This window comes from Variovorax sp. P5_A3, from assembly GCF_056400665.1.
The window spans coordinates 38,589-60,516 of record NZ_JBFUKW010000001.1 but is presented as its reverse complement, the minus strand read 5'-3'; the positions used below and the strand labels follow the sequence as shown (position 1 = coordinate 60,516).

General features: G+C 63.4%; 8 protein-coding genes and 1 pseudogene. 7 read left to right on the top strand and 2 right to left on the bottom strand.

The window, feature by feature from the left end; genetic code table 11:
* Positions 1-103: 103 nt before the first annotated feature.
* Genes AC1D3B_RS00220 through AC1D3B_RS00205 form a run of 4 tightly spaced genes read left to right on the top strand, consistent with a single transcriptional unit; the run spans position 104 to position 9,823 of the window.
* Complete coding sequence (locus AC1D3B_RS00220) at positions 104-1,711, top strand: hypothetical protein (protein WP_478188657.1); 1,608 nt, start codon at positions 104-106, stop codon at positions 1,709-1,711.
* Positions 1,618-3,900 carry a hypothetical protein gene (locus AC1D3B_RS00215; RefSeq protein ID WP_478188656.1) on the top strand — a complete coding sequence of 761 codons (2,283 nt, stop codon included), beginning with the start codon at positions 1,618-1,620 and terminating at the stop codon, positions 3,898-3,900. The genes AC1D3B_RS00220 and AC1D3B_RS00215 overlap by 94 nt, the downstream gene beginning before the upstream one ends.
* On the top strand, positions 3,897-8,381 hold the full coding sequence (locus AC1D3B_RS00210) for an ATP-binding protein (protein ID WP_478188655.1): 4,485 nt from the start codon (positions 3,897-3,899) through the stop codon (positions 8,379-8,381). The genes AC1D3B_RS00215 and AC1D3B_RS00210 overlap by 4 nt, the downstream gene beginning before the upstream one ends.
* Positions 8,381-9,823, top strand: a complete 1,443-nt coding sequence (locus tag AC1D3B_RS00205; protein WP_478188654.1) for a multidrug DMT transporter permease — start codon at positions 8,381-8,383, stop codon at positions 9,821-9,823. Before AC1D3B_RS00210 ends, AC1D3B_RS00205 begins: the two co-directional genes overlap by 1 nt.
* Positions 9,824-10,286: 463 nt before the next feature.
* Here the strand turns inward: AC1D3B_RS00205 and AC1D3B_RS00200 are convergent.
* Positions 10,287-10,730 (bottom strand): annotated as a pseudogene (locus tag AC1D3B_RS00200) (class I SAM-dependent methyltransferase); the annotation flags it as partial.
* 205 nt (positions 10,731-10,935) lie between these two features.
* Between AC1D3B_RS00200 and AC1D3B_RS00195 the strand changes: the two are divergent.
* Together AC1D3B_RS00195 and AC1D3B_RS00190 are read left to right on the top strand one after the other, a co-directional pair.
* Complete coding sequence (locus AC1D3B_RS00195) at positions 10,936-12,813, top strand: non-ribosomal peptide synthetase (RefSeq protein ID WP_478188653.1); 1,878 nt, start codon at positions 10,936-10,938, stop codon at positions 12,811-12,813.
* A 48-nt stretch (positions 12,814-12,861) separates the two neighbouring features.
* Complete coding sequence (locus tag AC1D3B_RS00190; protein WP_478188652.1) at positions 12,862-19,380, top strand: amino acid adenylation domain-containing protein; 6,519 nt, start codon at positions 12,862-12,864, stop codon at positions 19,378-19,380.
* Positions 19,381-19,424: 44 nt separating this feature from the next.
* On the opposite strand, the gene AC1D3B_RS00185 is transcribed toward AC1D3B_RS00190, so the two are convergent.
* Positions 19,425-20,798, bottom strand: a complete 1,374-nt coding sequence (locus tag AC1D3B_RS00185; RefSeq protein ID WP_478188651.1) for an amidohydrolase family protein — start codon at positions 20,796-20,798, stop codon at positions 19,425-19,427.
* Between the two features lie 188 nt (positions 20,799-20,986).
* On the opposite strand from AC1D3B_RS00185, the gene AC1D3B_RS00180 reads away from it, so the two are divergent.
* A complete protein-coding gene (locus tag AC1D3B_RS00180) occupies positions 20,987-21,928 on the top strand; it encodes a LysR family transcriptional regulator (protein WP_478188650.1) in 942 nt (313 codons plus the stop codon).

Genomic DNA, 21,928 nt, shown 5'->3' with positions numbered 1-21,928 from the left:
CGGCGAAGCCGCAGATAGCGGTCATACACGTCCAGGTCCGCTATCGCTGCGAAGGAAGACTCGATGGATTCACACAGGGGTCGTTGACGATCAGAAAGAGCAGATGAGGGAAGAGCACGGGGGCGAACTGCCCAACTTCGAAGCGCTATCAGCGCTGATCGCGACTTCAATATCGCCAGTATGTCTTCGACAGGTCGCAGATGGCTGCAAGCCGTTCACGCGCGACCTGCGGAGGTTTCATCCGATCAGGCTGGCCGCAGCGTTTGGAGGCCTGCTGCTCAAGCCATCGTTGCAAAGCAACTGTGTTCGGCTGGAAGCACTTGTTCAGCTGAGTATGGCCTTGGCAGACGGCGACCAGCCAGCGTCGTCAGGGATTCTGCTGAAGGGCTTTTCTTCCGTCGGACGTACCCATGGAAGCACCGAGGACCCTCCGGAAGATGTGTTCGTCGGCAACGTGGTGTCCTCCCGTGGCAACTTTCTTGTCCTTGAGGGCACCTGGGAAAGCGGAACGTTCTATCTACAGCGTTTTATCGACATGGTCGATGAACTGCCGGATGACCCGAATTTTCAGGTCATCACCGAATGCGTGTACGCGCTGTTGACGCTATCAGACCTGGCTTGCCGGCGCGCTGGGCTGACGCGCAATCAGAAAGGCTCACAAGCGCAGGAAAAGGTTCTTCCAACGGAGCTCGCAAGGCAGTTCAATGCATTGCAGGACTTGGTCGAGTTCAGTTTGGATGACCTGAAGCAAGCTGGGGTTATCCCACGCCACCTGGCGCCCTTCACCTTCGAGGTCGAAGAGCGCCGAGGTTTGCTCGACCAGGCTATCGGCAACACGGACCTCGAGCGATTCCCGGTGGCCATAGCTGGTCGGAGCTTTTTCCTAGTTCTCCCAACGGCCGTCAGCGGTGCAATCCGAAGGTTCTTCATTGAAGTCTTGGGATCCGGAAACAACCGAGAAATCTTCGTGCAAATGCTCGCCCGAGAGTACATGCACGAGATCCAGCGGTCGCGGTTTCTACGAGGGCTAGGCCGGAGCTTAGGATTTGGCCGCGCTGCGGGCGGATATATCAGCTGTGTGGCCTGGCAGGTGGATCACGGCCGTCCCGTGGTCCTGTTGTGTCTTCTCGACACCCTCGATGAGTACGAGGAAGGTGGTCTCAGGGGACTATATGTGCCTTCGGAGGCGCTGAAAAGCCGTATGGAGAAATCCATCGCGGAAGCTCAAGAGGCTTGCGCCAAGAACATGGCGCTTGAGCACGGGTTGGTTCTGATGGTCACGTGCGGCGTTGGAAGAGGAGTCCAGTATGCCCTCGAAATCTATGGACAGGCTCAGTGGCAGGTGGTTCACCTTGCTGCTGCTGACATGTTCGCTTTGGAGTCGATGCCGGACATGTCGATCTTGGAGGTGTGGCGCATCCTCGACGGCGAACGGCGACTCAAGGCGCAAGGAGTTCACCTCCAAAACATCAATGGCTTCCTGAACCTTGCAGCCTGGGGGGCGTCGCTGGACGGACACCTCATTCCCCACACGGTCATACCCCCAAGTGCGACTGGCCAAACATCGTCTTCAGCATCCGACAAAACGCGCTTCTCGATGCTCGACATTCGGTTGCCATGTCACGGGATCTGCATGCCGAGCAGTTCGTTGACGGAACGTGGCGGAGAGTTCAAGCCGAAGGACGCAGCTACTTCGACGACGAGAACATGAATCCGGTTTACGGCGAGGTAGAGCCTCAAGATGGCCGCAAACCACTAGGGTGCTGCAGGGGCGGATCGCGCGCTTGGTGGTTTGAGCAGGGCTCGCCTGACGGCGTGTCGACGGGAAGCTATGAGCGCTGGCGGATGCTGGGCACGTGGTGCCGCCGCGCAGCGCAGGTCCTGGATGAAGCAATCGGTCAGAGCCTTGGCGCCGGGCCAGTTCTTTGGAGATGCATCTTTACCGCGCCACAGCAGTTGCTTGATCCGTCCGAGCCGTGGGGCACAGCGGAGGATGCCGAGGGCTCCATCGCACTGGAGGTCGATCATGTCAACAGAACTGTTCAGCTGACGATTGATCCTCAATTTGACCGTGCTCTATTCAACCCTGCGAACATTGCTGAGGCGGCGCTAGTCAAGGCGTTAATCCGTGGCGTGGCAATCTTGGCGAGCAAACCCCAGGTCAACCTAGATGCGCTGTTCACTCGGATTGTTCCGAACGAGAAGGCGCGTCAGTCTCATGTGATGGCCGCTCGCAATTTCCGCGACTTTCTACCCGTGCTTGACCAGCAAAAGTTGGTGAACGTCAGCAAGTACGACGATGGGAACACGAAGGTTGGGCTCGGTTGGAAGGTGCGGCACCAGAGCGAAGGCAATGTAATCCTCGGCAAGGAGGAAGGCCGGAATTTCCTCAACAAGTTGGTCCGGAAGTTGGAGGACGAACTATGCGAGCAGCTGCGATCCCTGGATCGCCTGGATGTCTTGTACGGGCTCCTGGTGAACTACGAGGTCGCGGCAGTCTCGCGAGAGCGTTGGCACCGAACTTCTGCGGCGAATCTAGGGCTCAGGACTGATGAGGCGCTAGCGCTCGGGGCGATGCGAGATCATGAATTCAAGCTGAACACCGTCTTTCTCACCTCTCGGGTACTTGTCGAAATGGCACTTTGCGAGTCCCCGCTGCAGGGAGGGCGCCGGCTCAGTGAAGTTGACCATACGCTACTGATGACGCTTGCGTCCCAGATTTACCAGCTCGGTGGCTGGTCCGGGTTGCTCCATTGGGGGTTGATGGCTCCACGCGTCGTCATCCAGGCGATCGGTGATGTGCACGTCGACCACAGCATCATAGACGGCCTGATGACCAGCTTTGGAAGCAAAACCAGCGAGATCCGCTACAAGGGCTCGGCACGCAGCTACGCGAGGAACCTAGAGCCTCCGGCCATCGCGGCGGAGGTGGGCGATGTGATGGATCCCGAATTCCTCCACGCCTGGCGCGACGAGTTTGGCGCGGACTTGGATGCTTTTCGGAAGTTTGTCGATGCGGTCGAGAACCGTGGCATCGACCGGCAAGAGCCAGTTGTTAGGATTCGCCGCAGCGAGTTGGTTACGATAGCGACCGACGCGACTGCTGGCGAGGCGATTGTCTCGGCACTCACCCTTCAGACGCGGCCCTCCTGGCGCCAAGTTCCGCCTGGTTACCAGGAGCGAGACATCGACTCATGGCGCCTCCGGCGGAGACTCAGCTTACTGAGGCGGCCAATACTAAAGGTCTCGGATGAGGTCGACTCCCACATGGTGGTTGCTCCAGGCCTGCTGCGCGATGCGTTCTCCTTCATTGTCGGCAATTACTACTACGCGAACTTTCCGGACAACCATCTCGGGTCAGCCATGCAGAAGTACGCCGGGTTTGCGCGTCATCGCGATGGCCACGACTTCAATGTGAAGGTCAAGACCAAGATGGCCGCGCTCGGTTGGGAGGTGCTACCGGAAATTGCGCTTACCAAGATATTCGCGGCCAAGCTTGACCGGAACTACGGCGATGTGGACGTCTTGGCCTGGGACCCTCCCAGTCGCAGAGTGTTAGTCATGGAGTGCAAGGACCTTCAATTCAAGAAGTCGTATAGCGAGATTGCAGAGCAATTGATGGACTTTGCCGGTGAAGTCCTTCCGAACGGAAAGGCGGATTCGTTGCGCAAGCATCTGAACCGGTTTGACCTACTTGTGGCCTGCAAGGTAGCGGTCGCCAAGTTTCTCAAGCTCGGGAGCGACTGCAGCATCGAAAGCCATCTTGTCTTTAGCAATCCGGTGCCTATGCTCTATGCGAAAGGGCGCGTTTCAACCGACTGTGAGCTACATATCTATGCTGAACTAGATCGGCTGAAGGTCAAAGCGGCAAGCGACGACGTGCAGGGCCGCGGACGATGACTGAGCACATCAAGAACACGGCGATCACCGCCGCCGGCTACATCTATCAGAACCGGCAAGGGTTGCGGGTGTTGTGCGACTGGCTGGATGCGCCGAGCCGCTACGCGAAGGTCAAATTCGAGTGTGACGTTGAGGCGGATGCACCGACGGGTCTGGACGACATCGTGGTCGAGCGCACGGACGGACTGCAAGACCTCAAGCAGGTCAAATTCACGCCGAACCCTGATGCTCATCCGCTTTCGTGGGATTGGCTACTTGAGAAATCCGGCAAGACGGAGCGGTCCCGGTCGATGCTGAGGAAGTGGTTTGACGCGTACGCTTCGTTGGACGCGGCACGCATTGGCGAACTCTCTCTACTGACCAACCGCCGGCCGGATTCCGAGATCGAAGCCTGCCTGGCCGGCGGCAAGATTGATTTTGCAAAGGTCCCTGACCCGAGGCGCGCGGCGGTCATTGCCGAACTCGGCGGCAAGAAGGACTGTGAGGATTTTCTCGGCCGGCTGGAGATCACGCACAGCGACAAGGGCTACGAGACCCTCGAGTACGAGGTCAACGCGCGGCTGCGCGCGCATGGGACGCCAGAGGGCATCGCCGTCCTCAAGAACGTCGCCTTGAACTGGGCGACACAGAAGAACTCTCCGCCGCCGTCCGGTTGGATCACGTTACCGGATCTTCGTGCGATCCTCCAGGCGACGCCGCCAGCGCCGCTGCCGGAAGACTTTGCGGTCCCCAAGGGCTATGAGGTGCCCGATGCCGACTTCCACGACGCTTTCGTCGAGGAGGCGCTGCGTTCAGCCGGCAAGGCGGTCGTTCTGACCGGTCCGCCTGGTCGCGGCAAGAGCACCTATCTCAGCGCGTTGTGCGACACACTCGCCGAAAAGAACATCCCAACGGTCCGCCACCACTACTTCCTGTCCACTACGGAACGCGGTCGGGATCGCGTGCACAGCTATGTTGTCGAAGAGTCGATCCGGTCGCAGATTGACCGATTTCATCCGGACGTCACCGGAAAAGCGGGTGGCCTGCGCGCGCTGTTGGAAGCCGCTTCAACGCACTACAAGGCACTAGGCAAACCCTTCGTCTTGATTCTCGACGGACTCGATCATGTCTGGCGTGTCAACGCGGAGGACAAGCAGCCGCTGGAGGACCTGTTTGCGCAGTTGGTGCCGTGTCCCGAGAACTTGGTGCTGCTTGTGGGCACGCAGCCGGTGGACGATACCCAACTGCCGGCTGACCTGTTGATCGCGGCGCCGAAGGCGAACTGGAAGACGCTTCCCGCAATGTCAGGCGACGCCGTGCTTTCGTACTTGCATCAGGCTGTGCAAGCTGGTCGGCTGAGTACAGGCTTCGAACCTGACGATTCGCATGCACATCAAGAGCAGGAAGGGGCCAAAGCGCCTGAGGCTTCCGCCGCGCGCGAGGCCGTCGCTGAACAGGAGTTGCAGAGTGCCGCCGCCGCGCTCCGCGCCAGGACCAACGGCCACCCGCTGCATGTCATCTACGCGACCTCTGCGTTGGTGCTTGCCGGTGGCAGAGTTACGCGATGGGACGTCGAGCAACTCACCGGCGATCTGAGTCAGGACGCGAAGTTCTACTACGGGTCGCTATGGGAGCGCCTCTCAGCCAGCCTGAAGGATGCGCTGCGACTGGTTTGTGCTTTCCCGTTCTTCTGGCCGCGGGCTGCGTTCGGTGAGATTGCTTCCGCGACAAAGCTGGCGGCGCCCGAGATCGAAAAGGTGGAACATCTGCTTCATTCATCGGCCGCCGGTCTGAAGGTCTTCCACGAGAGCCTGGCCGTGTACGTGCGGTCGACCGACGGCTACAGCGATCGCATCGCGGTCTTGCGGCCGGAGGTCGCGCGCTGGCTGGAGACGTCGGCGCCGAACGCATTGCGGGTCAACTGGTTGTGGACAGTGCAGGCACAGCTCGGCAATCCAAGTCACTTGATAGCGGGCCTGACCCGAGATTGGGTCCTGCTGCGCCTGGAAGAAGGCTACCCGCAGGCGCTGTTCGACACGTTGATCACCGACGCCGTAGCCGCGGCGCTGGACCGGGCCGACTTTGCTCAGGCTTATCGGCTTCAGCACCTGAAGGCTCGAATGGTCGATGGCAGCCAGTATCAAATGCCGGACGAAGACATGGCCCGGCTGGTCTCTTATACGTGGACGCTGGCGCCAGACGATGGGGTGATCCAAGAGGCCGTTGCGTCTAGACACGAGACGGACATCAAACTCGTGGCGGCGCTGGGTCTCGCGCTGCGCGCGCGCGGCGACCATGTCGTGGCCGAAGCATGCGGCGAGGAGACGCTTCGGCGCTTCCGGGGCGCGAGTCGGTTCTCGAGCGAGTACTCCACTGGCAACGGATTGGACGCCTTCAGATTCCTAGCGGGTGCGTTTGCGCGCCTGGGCGCGGTGGGGACCACGCCGGAGGGGCTCAAGCGGCTCGTGACACAGGCTCACCCGGAGGGGTGGTTGCCGCGCGTACGGGTGATGGTCGAAGACGGGCAACTCGACGAGCTGATGTCGCTCGCGGCGTCGATGTCCGACGGCCGGCGCAAGTGCGTGGTGAGCGATGCCTGCCTCCGGGCCGCCGCTCAGGTCAAAGTGGGCATCGTTGAGCGCCCAGACTTCAATGCACTCGCCGGAACACCCTTCGTTGCAGCCGTGGAGACGGCCCATACGCGGGCCGTGACGACCTTGAACGCCTCGATCCCAATCGACTGGCTTGGGCTCGACTACCGCGAGCGCAAACTAAAGCTCGCGAGGTTGGTGCACCATTGGTTCTTCGGCGCTGTGCATTTGAGCCTTTGCATGGCCGCAGAAGGGCAGACCAACTTCAGCTTTGCACGCGCACCAATCTATGCCGATCGAGAGAACATCACGGACTTCCTGGATGCGCTCGCGGGCGTCGCGGCGCAGGTCGCGCATCACTGGTGGCGCGGCGAGTTCGTCGACTTCCACGAACTCTACGAACTGCTGGAGCCGGTGGAGTTCAGGCATTTTCGACAGAGCTACGACTGGCAATCGGCAGCCGACGACTTCCGGGCCGGGCTGCATCGCGTAGCTTGCGACGTCCGTATCGGCAGCATCCTGTTGGGCCAAGCCGGCGAGGCGGATCTTACGGAGGAAACGCTCGTCGCCGCAGGGTCGTTCACGTGGTTTGACTCGACGTCGTTCCGCGAGCAGTACGCCGCGGGGCTACTGACGCAGATGTCCGATGAGGCCGCCGCGGCATTCGTGCACTCGCAGCGCGAGCAGTTCGACACGGAAGTGCGGCAAGAGACCAGCGTGCATCTGCAGACGCCGCTGCAGTTATGCGGGATCTCGGTTGCTCACCGTTTGGAAACGCACGCGCGCGAGCTCTGTCGGCAGACCTGGGAGCTGGCAACGGGCTTCTCGCATCGCAAGGACCCCACGTTGAACAATACCCTCGACGCGATCGGCTTCCTGGTCGAAACCTCGCCGAAGGATGCACGCCAACTGTTGGCACAGGTGGCCGCGCAAGTTCACTCGGTGCTGGACTACACGGACGGCAGCGGGACCCGGCATGTGCTGACCAAGGCCGACGCACTGCTGGCCAAGCTAACTCCCGCCTCATTGGCCGCCAAGTACGAGGAGCACGTCGACGCCGGGCAGTGGTCTCAGGCAGAGAATAGCCTGAGTCGGTATGTCGAGCAGGGCGTTAAGGCCGGCTGGCCGCTCGATGCGCTGCTACGCACAGGTTTGCACCCGGAAGTTGCCGACGCGCTGCAGCGGCTTGCCAAGCAAGGCGTTGCCGGTGCCGCTGAGCGACTGCAGATACTCAGCGGTCACGGGGGGTGGGACATCGGCGTGCTGGATCGGGAGGAACACGCGGGCTCCAAATCGGATCGCAAGCCATTCGATGGTGATGTCTCAGCCTTCGAGCCCGAGCAGCTGCAGGCCCTGGTCGATCGACTGTCGGGAGGCGGCTACGACGAAGACGCGGCGCTTCAGGCTTGGTATCGGCACTGGGAGGCCCAGGGCCAGGGGAAGCGACTCCTCGAAGCGCTCGATGATCCGCTTTTGTCCGATCGAGGTCGAGGCCGTGATCTGCTTCACCTGTCCGGCCATGCCTTCCACACTCGACGCAGGCTAAGCGGCCTGAAGGCAGCCTGGAAGTACCTCGTTAGTGCGCAGATCAACAGTGGCGCCTGGATTGGCTACATGGAGCGCGAGGAGAGAACGCTAGCGCGGCTCGACCTGGTGGCTCGATACTACCCGTCGCGATGCGACGACTTCGTGACCGAAACGGCCTATGCCATGTTCGGTGAACCGGAGCGGCCGCGATTGGCGCCGGGCGAGGCCATGGTGTACTTCTACGCGAAGCAGGGGCGCATCGACGCGGCGGTTGCGTTCGCGCAGGTCATGGTCGACTGCGTGCTCGAAGACACCCGAACTCTCCCGTTGACTGTCCCGCGCTGGGGGACCGAACTGGCTGCTGCCGACGCGCCGGGGGCTTGATGGACGGCCTTCGAATTCTCATCGCTCGTCTCGGCTGGCCGATACCGGCTGCCCGGTGGTGGACCATTCAGGAGCTTGCGACAAAGTTGGGGGATCCCGCGACGACCGCCGAGACCGAAGCCTCACTCCTGAGGCTGCTGCACTCGCGCAAGCTCGAAGCAGAAGTCGTCGAGGTGCTTTGCATCTTCTGGATGGCTGCGAGCGCCCATGGCTACGCTCCGAATGCCGAACTTCCAGCCCGCACGCCAAAGCCGTCACTGCTTTCCAATCTTTTCCTCGAGGCGTTAGGGTTCGTGGTGCAGTCGCTCGATGCCGACCTCAAGGCGGCGCCGAAGGCCTTCGAAACGCCTGGTGATTTCGATGGGGTACAGGGGGTGGATCTGGCCAGGATTTTTCGGACCACGTTGAGCAGGCTGGAGCTCCGGACCAAACTCCCACTGATCCGGCAGATGGCGTTCGAGTGGGCGCAAAACGGGACTGCCTACCCCGAAGCCCCCCTGCAGGGCGACATCTGGCACTTTGCAAGGCCCCTGGGCAAAGGTTTCGTGGGCCCGTACTCCGCCCGCGCCGCCCTTCGTGCGATCTCTGCCTACCTGCGCACCTTGGCTGTTGCAGAGAGGTTGTGGGGACTGCCGTCCGGTGTCGTGCGCCATCAGGCGCTCATGGCGTTCCCCATTCATCCAACGCTGGCCACGCTGAGGCCGTCACGTCCAGACTGGGTGCCGGTACGGGGGGACTTCAGCGGGGACACGACCGCGATCGAGGGAATGCTGCGAGGTGTTGTCGATCGCGTCGCGGCCGAACGACCCGGCGATGAGCTGATCGCGCTCAGCACTCCTGTCGAGATGACGATGGGATGCTGCGTGGAGGTGTCGGTGGTGCGCTGGCTGCAGGTGGGCAACAGCAAGGTGCCTGACCAAGATCTGGCTGACTATCTCGGTTCCTTCTGGCGCGACATGCCCATATTGCCTAGCGTGCCCACGGCGCCGCTCGACAGGAAGTCTTGGTTGGGCACGTTGCCAATCGATGAGTTGCTGGACGATCCGTCGGCGTCGTTGCCTTTGGCCGGACGGATGGACTTCGGTCGCATGGGATACCTGCAACTAGACCTCTATCCATCTCGGTTGTTGGTGCCGACGCTGTCGGGAACTGCTCAGGCCGAGGTGCGCCAAGTGGGCACCACGCTTGAGATCCTCAATAATGAACAAGTGGTGGCGAACTACGCCCACTGGAATTCGGGGTGGGGTCCGGTGCGTCCGGTGCCACTGAGTGGGGCCTGCGGTTCGGCCTTGGTCTCTCGCGGAACCATCTACCGCAAGTTCCAAGCCGCCGAAGGATCGGTGATTCGTTCGTTCTACCTTTGGCAAGTACGCCTCCTTCACCGGGGCAACACTCACGACGCATTTGACGAGACCCTAAAAGGCGGCGTCTTCTTTGTCTAACCAGCCCACACACCTGCGTGTTCCGAGTCCTGGCGACTGTGACGTCGAGAAGCGCCGCCGACCCGAGTCGTTGTGCGGACGGGGGTGTTGGATGTTTGGTTTCGTTCGCTTACGTCAGAGCGGTAGTGATTCCTTGCCTGGTGTAGCTGAACCGTCGACTTCTGCGGGACGGTGATGGGGCATGCGAGCGGAAGGTCCGCCTTCTCCGGCCCGCCAGGCCAGCTCAGTGCACCTACTAGACTTCGGGCGATGTCAAAGGCGTCGGCAACGATGAGCGCCCGCAGAGCGCCAGGTTGCAGTCATGCGCACTTGGCCAGTCGAAGGGCGGCTTTCGCTGCACAGCAGCCGCACGACGGCCGCTGTTGGAGGGCAGGGTAGAGCCCGTCCTTGGCATTCGCACTTTGCGCACGAATGACAGCAATCGGTCTATCTCGAGTGACCCTCGCCCAGCGCTTCAGACCTTTTATGGCCGAGCCTCAAACACCAGATTGAACGGCGTCTCCGCAGCCCGCCGAAACCGACTGAACCCACCTTCCCGCACAACCCCACTCAGCCGCTTCTCCCCAGCCTGCGCCCCAAGCCCCAGCCCCACTTCCTGCGACAGCGAGCAAGGCGTACAAATCATCGTCGACGCCGAGTAGAAGATCCGCCCCACCGGATTGATGTTGTCCTCCAGCCGATCGTTGGCAAATGGCTTGACGATCATCCACATCCCGTCCGGCGACAGCGTCTCGCGCACGTGCTTCGCCGCGCCGACCGGGTCGCCCATGTCATGCAGGCAATCGAAGAACGCGACCAGATCGAAGTCGCGCCCCGGATAGGTCTTCGCGCCTGCCACCTCGAAGCTCACGCGATCGGCGACGCCCGCTGCGGCGGTACGCTCGCGCGCGGCATTGATCGAAGGCTCCCAGCCCTCCATCAAAGCCCGCGCAAGGACTCATCCGACCGCGCTTCGCTTCTAGGCAAATCCCTAAGGCCTTGGCCCGCGTCGCGTCCCTACACTGGAACGCTCACGGCCCAACCTCGACCCTCTGAAACCGAGGTAACGTTGGCCACACGGGAGTCGATGCCTTGAAGGCGTAAGCTTCGCGCCGGAGCAGAAAGGGAGCGTCTTGCAGGACATTGAAGCTCTGACCCTCGAGCAATTGCTCGCACTTCACGCGGGAGAGAGGTCCGCGGCAGTCGCATTGCTTGCGCCGGGCATGCGGCCGGTCAGCTACGGGCAGTTGTTCGCCTTCGTTCGGCGGGTGGGGCCGTGGCTGGCTTCGCAGGGCCTGTCGTCTGCGGCGCGCATCGCCGTGCTCATGCCCGCAGGCTTCGAACTGGATCTGTCTTGCCTGGCGATCGCGTGCGGGGCCGTATGCATCCCGCTCAACCCAAGCCTTGCCGAGCCTGAACTGCGGGTCCAACTCGAGGACGCCCGGGCGGATGCGGTCATGGGATTGCCGGACGACCCCGCGCCCGCCAGGCTGGCGCAGGCGCTCGGGCTGGTCTCCCTGGGTTTCGACCCGAAACTATGGCTCGAGGACCCCTCCGAAGGCATCGCGGATCCGGCCGCGCCCGGGCTCGGGCCCGGTCCCCTCGACACGGCCCTTGTCCTGATGACCTCGGGGACGACCGGAAAGTCCAAGCGCGTGCCGATCCTTCAGCGGCAACTGGTGCAGTCCGCGCGGCAGACCGCCGATCACCTCGCACTTCGCGCGGACGACCGCGGCCTGTTGGTGATGCCCGCCTTCCATAGCCAGGGCCTGATCGTTGGCCTGCTGGCGCCCCTCGCAGCCGGTTCCACAGTCGTTTGCGCGCCCGTTTTCGAGGCTGCCGGGTTCGTGCGGCTGCTCGCGGAATATCGTCCCACCTGGTATACCGCTTCGCCGATGGTTCACCAGGTCGCCATCGACTTCATCGGGCACCTGGGCACCGGGGCGCCTCCCCATGCCTTTCGAATGATTCGCTCGGCATCGTCGGCGCTGCCGGAGGCCTTGCAGTCTCAAATGGAGGCGCTGTGGGGCGTTCCGGTCATTCAAGGCTACGGGATCACCGAAACGGCCGGGCAAGTGTCCTGCAACCCGTTGACTCCGCACGCTCAAAAGCCGGGTTCGGTCGGTCGGCCGGCCGGCGCAGACCTGCGCGTGATCGATGCCCAGGGCAATCCCTTGCCGGCGGGCCGAACGGGATCCGTGATGGTGCGCGGACCGTCGGTGTTCGGCGGCTATGAAGATGCGCCGGAAACGAATGCCACCGCCTTTCGGGACGGATGGTTCGAAACCGGGGATCTCGGGTGGTTTGATGAAGAGGGCTATCTGTTCCTGGCGGGTCGCAGCAGGGAAATGATCAACCGCGGGGGCCAGAAGATTGCCCCCTTCGAGGTCGAGCAGGCCCTCCTGCGATTGGACGGTGTCGCGCAAGCCGTGGCTTATCCGGCAACGCATCCGACGCTCGGGGAAAACATCCATGCCGCCGTCGTGCCCGCGCGGGGCGGCACGGTGGACGGGCAGGTCCTTCGCACAGCCCTTTTGGGGGTCATCGCGGACTTCAAGATACCGGCATGCATCCATGTGGTCGATCGCATTCCGCAGGGCGCCGGCGGCAAGATCCGGCGCCGAAACCTTCATCAGCAGTTCAAATCGCTGCTCGCGGACGTGCCGGTCGCAGAGCCGTTGACCCCCCTGCAAACGCAAATCGCCGCAATATTTGCCCGAGTCCTGGACCAGCCCGCGATAGCCTTCGATGCCAACTTCCTCGCCATCGGAGGGGACTCCCTCTCGGCGGCACGAGTGGTTCTTGAGGTCAACGAGGCCTGGGGCGTCGAGTTATCGGCTTCGGCCTTGCTGGCGCGACCGACGGTCACGACTTTCGCGGCCCTCCTACAAACCGCTGTCGAAGATGCCGATATCCTGAGCGCAGCCTTCCAGTCCGAACTGGATGCACTGAGCGACGAAGAGGCGGCCATGCTACTCGGAGACGGTTCCCCTGGTATTCGAACTGGCTGATCGACTCGTTCGAACTCAGAGCCTCGTCAATACCAACTCTCATAGTCGATGAACGCTGACTCGAACGCGACGCCTCCGGAACACCCGGTCCCCAGCAGTCCCGAAGCACGAAGGCGAATCCTGGCTCGCAAGCTCCAGCAGCGCGCCGAAGCGGGCGCAATCCCGAGTCTCGACCCGAGCGAGGGCGCTCCCTTGTCCTTTCCGCAGGAGGGACTATGGTTCCTGGATCAATTGGGGGGCGGAGGCGCCTCCTACAACATTCATTCCGCGACGCGCTATCGCGGCCCCTTGAATGCCGAGCTGCTGGCGCGCGGCCTGCGATGGCTCCTTGCGCGGCATGACAGTTTGCGCGCCGAGTTTCACGCAGCAGAACGGGCACCTGTGCAGAAGGTCATCCCGGCGGCGGTGGCGACGCAACGCTTCAATCTGCAAGTCACGCAACTCGACCCGGAAGACGCATCGGAGGCAGCACTTCGCGAGCGCCTGGGAAGTGCCATCGCCCAAACCTTCGAACTATCGAACGCTCCGCTGCTGCGCGCCGAGTTGTTCCGTATCGCGCCCGATGATCATGTGCTTTTGCTGGTGGTGCATCACATCGTGGCCGATGGCTGGTCCATGAGTGTCATCAAGCGTGAGCTTGCCCAGTTCTACGCGCGAGGCGGTGACCCCGAGTTGGCCACGCCGCCGCTGACCTTTGTCGACTACGCAACCTGGCAGCGCCATCGCTTCGAGCGCGACGGCCTGCATGCGCACGCCGCCTATTGGCGCGAGAACCTGCTCGATCTCCAAACGCTCAACCTGCCGATCGACCGGCCCCGGCCGCCGCAAATGGCCCACGTCGGCCGTACGCTCGCCCTGCCCATCGACCCGGCGATCGGCGCCGCGTTGCGGGCGCTGGTGGCGCAACAGGACGCCACGCCCTTCATGGGCTTCCTCGCGGCCTTCAACGTTCTCTTGATGCGCTACACCGGCCAGACCGACGTCGCTGTCGGCGTCCCCCTGGCGGCACGACATGATGCTCGGTTGCTTGACATGGTGGGCTACTTCGCCAACACCGTGGTGATGCGCAATCACCTCGAAGGCCAGGGTGGATTCAACGCGCTGCTGGCGGCCGTGCGACAGACCACTCTCGCTGCGCTGGCGCATCAGGACCTGCCCTTCGACAAGCTGGTGGCAGAGCTGAATCCCGAGCGCGACGCTAGCCGCAATCCGCTCTATCAGGTCTCCTTCGCGCTGGAGAACTTCCCTCATCGCATCCTCGAGCTGGGAGGCCTGGCGAGCCAGGACCTCGCCATTCGTACCGAGACTTCCAAGTTCGACCTCTCCCTGGTGATCGTCGAGTCCGGTGGCGGATTTGACGCCTTGTTCGAATACCGCACCGATTTGTTCGAGGCGCGAAGCATCGCGCAGATGGCGGCGCATTTCGTCACGCTGCTTCGGGGCATCGTCGACCATCCCGATTGCGCGCTGGATCGACTGCCGCTGATGGATGCGGTCGAACGCCAGCGGCTGCTGTTCGAGTGGAATGAACGGCTTCCCGCCGTTTCGCGAGACGCGCCGGTGCACGCGCTCTTTCGCGCCCAGGCCCGCGAGACGCCTGATGCAGTCGCACTGCGCTTCGGGTCGCACTGTACGAGCTACCGCGAACTCGACCTGCTGTCGGATCGCGTCGCGCATGAGCTTCGCGAGGCGGGTGTCCGACCTGAATGGACTGTCGGGCTTTGCATGGAGCGCTGCACCGGCATGGCGGTCGCCCTGCTCGGCATTTTCAAGTCGGGGGGCGTCCTGCTCCCGTTGGACCCCGCCCATCCGAGCGAGCGCCTCCACGCGATGCTGGAGGATTCGAAGCCGGCCGTCGTGCTGGCCCAATCGACACTTCTGGATCGCCTGCGAGCCATCGGGTCGTCGGCGGCGACGAAGTACATCGCGATTCCGGATGACGGCGGGCCACTCCCTGTCGGGCCCAAGGTCGATCTGCCCGACTTCACGCGCCAGGATCAGTTGGCCTACCTGATCTACACCTCGGGCTCGACCGGCACGCCCAAGGCCGCACAGCTGATGCACCGCGGCTTGAGCAACCATGTGATGTGGATGAACGATGCGCTCGGCCTGACCCCCAGCGACCGCGTGCTGCAGAAGACGTCGCTCAGCTTCGATGCGTCACTCTGGGAATTTCTCTCGCCGCTGTGCTGCGGCGCAACGCTCGTGATCGCGCGGCCTGCCGTTCATGAAGACATGCGCCTGCTCGCCGGCGCCATTCGAGAGCACGACATCAGCGTGGTTCAGTTCGTCCCATCCGAGTTGCGCGTGATGCTCGACGAGTTGATCGAGGCGGACTGCCGGAGCCTTCGCTATGTACTGAGCGGCGGCGAGGCACTGGACCGCGCACTGGCGATGTCATTCCGGCAAAGGTTGCCGGGCGTCCGTCTCGGCAATTTCTACGGCCCCACCGAGGCGAGCGTGGACAGCGCCTGGTACGAGACCGGCGCACAACTGCCGGACCGCCCGGTCGTCCCAATCGGCCGTCCCATCTCCAACGTGCAGCTCTACGTCCTCGATGCTGGATTGCAGCCGCAACCGGTGAACGTTGCCGGTGAGCTGTATGTCGGGGGATTCGGCGTGGGTCGTGGCTACCAGAATCGCCCTGAGCTCAGCGCCGAGCGCTTCGTGCCGAATCCGTTCCGCCCGGGCGAGACGATGTATCGCACGGGCGACGCGGCCCGCTGGCTGCACGACGGCCTGGTGGAGTTCATCGGACGCAATGACGACCAGGTCAAGCTACGCGGCTTTCGCATCGAACTCGGCGAGATCGAGTCCGCGCTGGCTGCCTGCGACCAGGTGCGGATGGGTGCCGTTCTCTTGCGCGACCTTGGCCCGCACCGAAAGGAATTGGTCGCGTACGTCGTGCTGAAGGGGGATGGCGATGCAAGCTCCCTTCGCACCGCCTTGAAGACGAAATTGCCCGACTACATGATTCCGGGCGCCTTCGTTTTCCTGACGGAACTGCCGCGACTGGCGAACGGGAAGCTCGATCGTCGCCGGCTTCCCAGTCCTGACAGCGACGGGGCGGCGCTCGATCAAGTGGCGCCGCGATCCCCGATCGAATCGACATTGCTGGACATATGGAGCGCCGTGCTGGGGAAGTCGGGCTTCGGCGTGCGTGCGAATTTCTTCGACCTGGGTGGGCATTCGCTGCTGGCGACGCAGGTCGTGTCACGCATCCGGTCCACCGTGCGGGTGGAACTGCCCTTGCGCCAGATCTTCGAGCACCCGACGATCGAGGCGCTGGCGCACGAGGTCGGTACGCTCACGTCGGAGCCGGGTGCCGGCGAGGCCGCCGAACTGGCGCCCATCGAGCCGGTGCCGCGCTCGGGGGCATTGCCCGTGTCTTTCTCGCAGCGGCGCATGTGGGTCCTGAATCAGATGGACCCCCAGGGGGCCGCCTACAACATGCGCGACACGATGCGTTTGCGCGGCCCTTTGAACAAGACGGCCTTGCGTGGGGCGCTGGACCAGCTGGTCGCGAGGCACGAGGCATTTCGCTCGACCTTCGAGTTCGGTGACACCGAACCCAGGGTCGTCATCGGCGAAGTGCAGCCGTCCCACCTGATCTTGCTCGACCTCTCGGGAACGTCCGAGGCCGAGCGGGAGAGCGAATTCCACAAGCAGGCTGCGCGCGTTGCTTCGGAGCCCTTCGACCTGGCTTCCGGACCGCTTCATCGGTTCATCCTGCTGCAGCTCGATGCGGAGGATCATGTCCTCGCGCTTGTGATGCATCACATCATCGGCGACGACTGGTCGTGGGGCATCCTCCTGCGAGAGCTCCAGGATCTGTACGGCGCCGAACTGAGAGGGCACGCAGCGCCGTTGCCGGCTCGCACGCTGGATTTCGCCGATTACGCGAGCTGGCAGAGAAAGCACATCGACGACGAACTGCTCGCGCGCCAGACCGACTATTGGCTGGGAAAGCTCGCAGGCATGAGCCCCTTGAACCTCAGCTCCGACACCGCCTTGGCGCAGCGCCTCAGCAGCCGCGGTGATCGCATTCGACGGCAGTTCCCCGAGGGCTGGCTTGCGGGCATCCAGCGCTTCAGCGGCACTCTCGGGCTGACCCCGTTCATGACGCTCCTGGCCGCGTTCCAGGCCTTGCTGGCGCGCTATTGCGGCCAGGAAGACATCGTGGTCGGCACGCCCATCGCAGGGCGCATGCGCATCGAGTCCGAAGACGTCGTGGGTTCGCTGGTCAACACGCTGGCCTTGCGCAGCCAGATCCGGCCGACGCAAAGCTTCGCGGAATTGACGCAGCAGGTGCGCGAAACCTGCCTGTCGGCCTTTACCCATCAGGACATCCCCTTCGACTACCTGATGGACCGCTTGCGCCATCCGGAGTCCGGAGCCAAGGCGCCGGAAGTGCGCGTGATGTTCAACGTGGTAAACACCCCGCGCAAGATTCCGCAGCTCGAAGGCCTCGACGTGGACTTCGTGCCCTTGAATCTGCACGCCACGCAGTTCGATCTTTCATTGACGATCGATACCGAAGTCGAGCACGCGTTGGCGCTCGGTTATTCGACCGAGCTCTTCGCACCCGCGACCGCGCAGGCGATACTGGACAACTACATGCATCTGCTGGAGCTCTTCATCCAGCAGCCGGACCGGCCCTTGCAAGATCATGCGGCAGCCAGCCCCGAAGACTTGGCACGGCTCGCCGCATGGAACCAGTCCGACAGTCCGTACCCACGTGACCTCACCGTCCATCGTCTTCTGGGTGCGCAGCGGCAGGCGTCCGGCACGGCCGTCGAGCAACTCCCGGGGGAGTCGCTGGTCTATCCCGAACTGTGGTCGCGGGTGGATCGGCTGACGCATTTGTTGCGCGCCCGCGGTGTGCGGCGAGGATGCCTCGTGGGGCTCTGCGTGCAGCGGACGCCATCGATGGTGGTCGCCCAACTGGCCATCCTGAGTGCGGGCGGGGCCTACGTGCCACTGGACCCTGCGTACCCGCTGCAGCGGCTGCACGACATGGCCGAGGATGCGGCGCTGACCTTGCTATTGACCGAGCAGGCTCTCGCAGGCCTGTGGCAGGAACTGGCCATACCGACCCTGCTGCTGGACCGGGCGCAGGCGGAGTTGACGGCGCAACCCGGGACCGCGTTGGCGCCCGACGAGGAACGCGATGCACAGCCCACGGACCCGGCCTACGTGATCTACACGTCGGGTTCGACCGGCAAGCCCAAGGGCGTCGTGGTCCCGCACCGGGCCGTCGTGAACTTCCTGCTGTCCATGCAGCGCGAACCCGGCCTCGGGCGGGAAGACGTGCTGGTGGCCGTCACGACGCTGAGCTTCGACATTGCAGTGCTGGAACTGCTGTTGCCACTGCTGGCCGGCGCCACCGTCGTTCTCGCGAGCCGGGAGCAAACCGTCGACGGCGAGGCATTGCGGACATTGATCGACCAGTCCGGCGCGACGGTGATGCAGGCCACGCCTTCGACCTGGCGCATGCTGATCGACTCCGGCTGGAAGGGATCGCCGGGCTTCAAGGCCCTGGTCGGGGGCGAGAGCCTCAGCCCGCACATGGCCCAACAGATGCTGGCGCGGGCCGCTGAACTCTGGAACCTCTACGGCCCCACCGAAACCACCGTCTGGTCGACCTGCTGGAAAGTCCCGCCGGAGCCAGCGACCATTTCCATCGGCCGTCCCATCGCGAACACCCGCATCCACGTGCTCGACGCGCAGGGAAGCCTTTGCCCGGCTGGTGTGTCGGGGGAAATCTTCATCGGTGGTGACGGCGTCACTTCCGGCTACCTGCACCGTCCGGATTTGACCACCGAGCGCTTCATTCCGGATCCGTTCAACGACGATCCGGGCGCGCGGCTGTACCGGACGGGCGACCGGGGACGCTGGCGCCACGATGGCCTTCTGGAACATCAGGGGAGGCTGGATTTCCAGGTGAAAGTCCGCGGCCACCGGATCGAACTCGGTGAAATAGAGGCGTGCCTGCTCAGGCACCCGGCCGTTTCCCAGTGCCTCCTGATGGCGCGCGAAGACCGCCCCGGGGAATCCCGGCTGGTGGCCTATGTGGTCCTGCGCGATGGGATCGCCGGTGAATCCGAATTCAAAGATCACCTGCGCGTCAGCCTGCCCGAGTACATGCTGCCCCAGCACTACGTCGTTCTGGAAGCCCTGCCGCTCCTGCCCAACGGGAAGATCAACCGGCACGCTTTGCCAGTGCCGCGCGTCGAACCGCGCACGATCCTGAGCGCCGGCGATGCGCCGTCCACGCCCGCGGAGGCAGCTCTGGCCGGGATCTGGAGCGAGGTCCTCGGCGTGGACAGCGCTGCCATCGCGCGCCGTGACAACTTCTTCGACCTGGGCGGCGACTCGCTACAGGTCAGCCGCGTCGTCATCGCCTTCCATCGCGCCGGCGGCGTACGGCTGGAAGCCCGGCGGATGATCTTCGAAACCCTGGGCCAGTTGGCCCATGGTCTCGAGTTGCGGGCTCATCATGCCTTTCAGGAGGAGGAGCCTGCGAAGCAACGCGGAGGTTGGCTGAAGCGACTGTTTAAATCCTGAGGGGTGCTGTCGCATCTGCGATGCTCGACAACTGCTTGCGCTGCTCAGCCAGCGGGATCGAACACCCTGAGGAACTCGCGTCGCGTCTTTGGCCCGTAGGTCCTGAAGTGAGGATCGGGTTTCTCCAGGTAGGCCATGCGCTTTCGGGCGACCGAGTCGCGGGCGGTGTATCGCTTCACTTCCGTCGGCGTCAAGCCGTACACGTTCGCGGCGTTGAGACCGAATATCTTGGCCCGCAGCGCAGGCGTCATCTCGGGATAGCCATGCCGTTCGCGCAGCTCCGCCGAGATCTGGAACGTCCGGAAGGCTTGGATCTGGTCCTGCGGTGAGCCGTACCAGATCGAATCCGTGCCCCACAGCACATTGTTCTCGCCGCACGCGACGATCAGTTTCCCCAGGGCGTGAGCCGCCTGTTCGGGGTCACGCATCAGGAAGCGCCACGTGCTGCCCAGCTCCGCATAGACGTTGCTGTTCGGCTTGACCTGGTGTTTGCGCAAGGACGTAATCAGCGTGTCGATGCCGTCGCTCTTGCCGCTCGCGTCGTAGGCCTTTTCGGTCACCGTGCTGACGAAGCCCGAGTGATAGATCAGGAAGTTCACGTCCGGGTAACGCCTGGCGACGACGCCGATGTCGCTGCACTGGCTGTGCTCGTAGGAGCGTGGTCCGAACGGCAGCCCCTTGTGGATGCAGATGTTCTTGACGCCCAGTGCGCGAGCCTTCTCGATGAAACGGATGCCGACGTCGTCGTGCAGGAAGTAGCCCTTGCCGTTCGGTCCATACTGCGTGTAGGTCTTCCAGGCGCTGATGCCCCACTTCTCGTGCAACTCGTCCATGCCCTCGAGGTCTCCGGGCTGGTTCGGGTTGACGCGTCCATGCAGCAGCAGCCGGTGCGTTCCCTCGAGCTTGTCGACCAGCCTGCGGACCTCGTCGGCGACCTGGATCGTGACCGGTTCGGCGTCCCGAGCGGAGGGCACGAAGGACAGCACCATCACGTCGGTGTCGCTGTCCATGAACACGTCCTTGAGGAATACCTCCGCGCTCTTCGAATTGCCTTTCGGCGTGTCGATGAAGTGGCCCTGGACGTCGAGGATGAACTCCTGCCTGACGGGGCCGACCTGCGCGCGCGCGAGCTGCATATCCAGCACGGCGTCGCGGGGAAGCTCGAAGAAGCCGCCGGTCCTTCCGGCCGCGGCGTTGGCCGCGTTGAAGGCCAGCAGCGTGCTGGCTGCGCCACAGGACGAGGTCAGGAACGCTCGCTTCGAGCATCCCAGCCGCTTCGCGTTGGTTGCCGCGGCCTCGTGCGCGAGTCGGTTAGCTTCGATGTTCGCCGGCCACAGCGACACCGGTGCGAACTCGCCATTCGAGGTGCTGTCGAGCTTGATGGGAAGGCGCTTGCCCTCAGGGTCGCTGTCATGCATGGTGGTCCCCCTTGGTTTCGACGAGACCTCCCGATTCTGCTCCGCGCCGCGGGGGCTCGGCCCTAGAACACAAGCTAGGCACGCCAGCGGGCGGGGGGAAGCTTGCGCTGGCGACTTGAGTTTGCATGCATCAGGCATCATCTCTGCTTCCCTGATCTTCTTGCGTACTTGCGCCGCGGAGCCGCCTTTTGAATCCCGTCTCGACCACTTCGCTTCGCTACTTCGCGGAAGTCGTCCGCGCCGGGTCGATCAGAGCGGCGTCGGAGACGCTGTTCGTCGCCGCGTCAGCAATCAGCAGGCAGCTTGCGCTGCTTGAGGACACGCTGGGCGCTCCGGTGCTGGAGCGACGCCAGGGGAGAGGAAAGGTAAAGCTCACCGCAGCGGGCGAGGCCCTCATGCGCTACTGCAAGAACGTGGGAAACGAGACGCGCCGTCTCCACTCCGAGATCGAGTCTCTCCAGGGCCTGAAGCGGGGCGCCATCAACTTCGGCATGCCAGAGTCGCTGGTGCGCGATCTCATGCCCAAGTTTCTGTCTCGCTTTTCCAATCGCTATCCGGGCCTGTCCTTCAACGTGCATGTGGCCGGCAGCCCGCGACTGGCGCAGATGGTGCTCGAAGACGAGTTGGACGCCTGCTTCACTTTCGGCGATGTCGCGCTGCAGGACCTTTCGGTGCTGTACTCGCGGCTGCTGCCGCTGTTCGTGCTCGTGCCCAAGGGTCATCCGCTAGAGCATCGCGAGACGCTGCGTTTGAGCGACTGCGCGGAATACAGCATGTCCACCCTGGATGCCTCGCTGTGGGCCAAGCAGCAGTATGACGAGATGCTTGCCAAGGCCAAGGTTCGGCCTCGGGTGGCGCTCGAGACGAACTCCTACGAGCTCATGCGCAACGTCGCGGCCGAAGGCATGTGCCTGACCTTCACCACCCGGCCGCTGGACGACCCCTTCGGCAACCCGCGCGCGGGCTCGTACATATCTCTCAAGGACCCGCGGGCCAGGCCGCAGCGCCTGGCCTTGAGCGTGCACAAGGGACGGAACCTGCCGCTGGCCGTCGATACCTTTCTCGGCGACCTGACGGCGGCGCTGGAGGACATAGAGCGGCGCGCCAAGGCCGGGCGCGCCGCCGGCTGA

Coding starts and splice junctions, on each gene's coding strand:
- AC1D3B_RS00220 (WP_478188657.1), top strand. CDS start 104: ATGAGGGAAGAGCACGGGGGCGAACTGCCCAACTTCGAAGCGCTATCA.
- AC1D3B_RS00215 (WP_478188656.1), top strand. CDS start 1,618: ATGTCACGGGATCTGCATGCCGAGCAGTTCGTTGACGGAACGTGGCGG.
- AC1D3B_RS00210 (WP_478188655.1), top strand. CDS start 3,897: ATGACTGAGCACATCAAGAACACGGCGATCACCGCCGCCGGCTACATC.
- AC1D3B_RS00205 (WP_478188654.1), top strand. CDS start 8,381: ATGGACGGCCTTCGAATTCTCATCGCTCGTCTCGGCTGGCCGATACCG.
- AC1D3B_RS00190 (WP_478188652.1), top strand. CDS start 12,862: ATGAACGCTGACTCGAACGCGACGCCTCCGGAACACCCGGTCCCCAGC.
- AC1D3B_RS00185 (WP_478188651.1), bottom strand. CDS start 20,798: ATGCATGACAGCGACCCTGAGGGCAAGCGCCTTCCCATCAAGCTCGAC.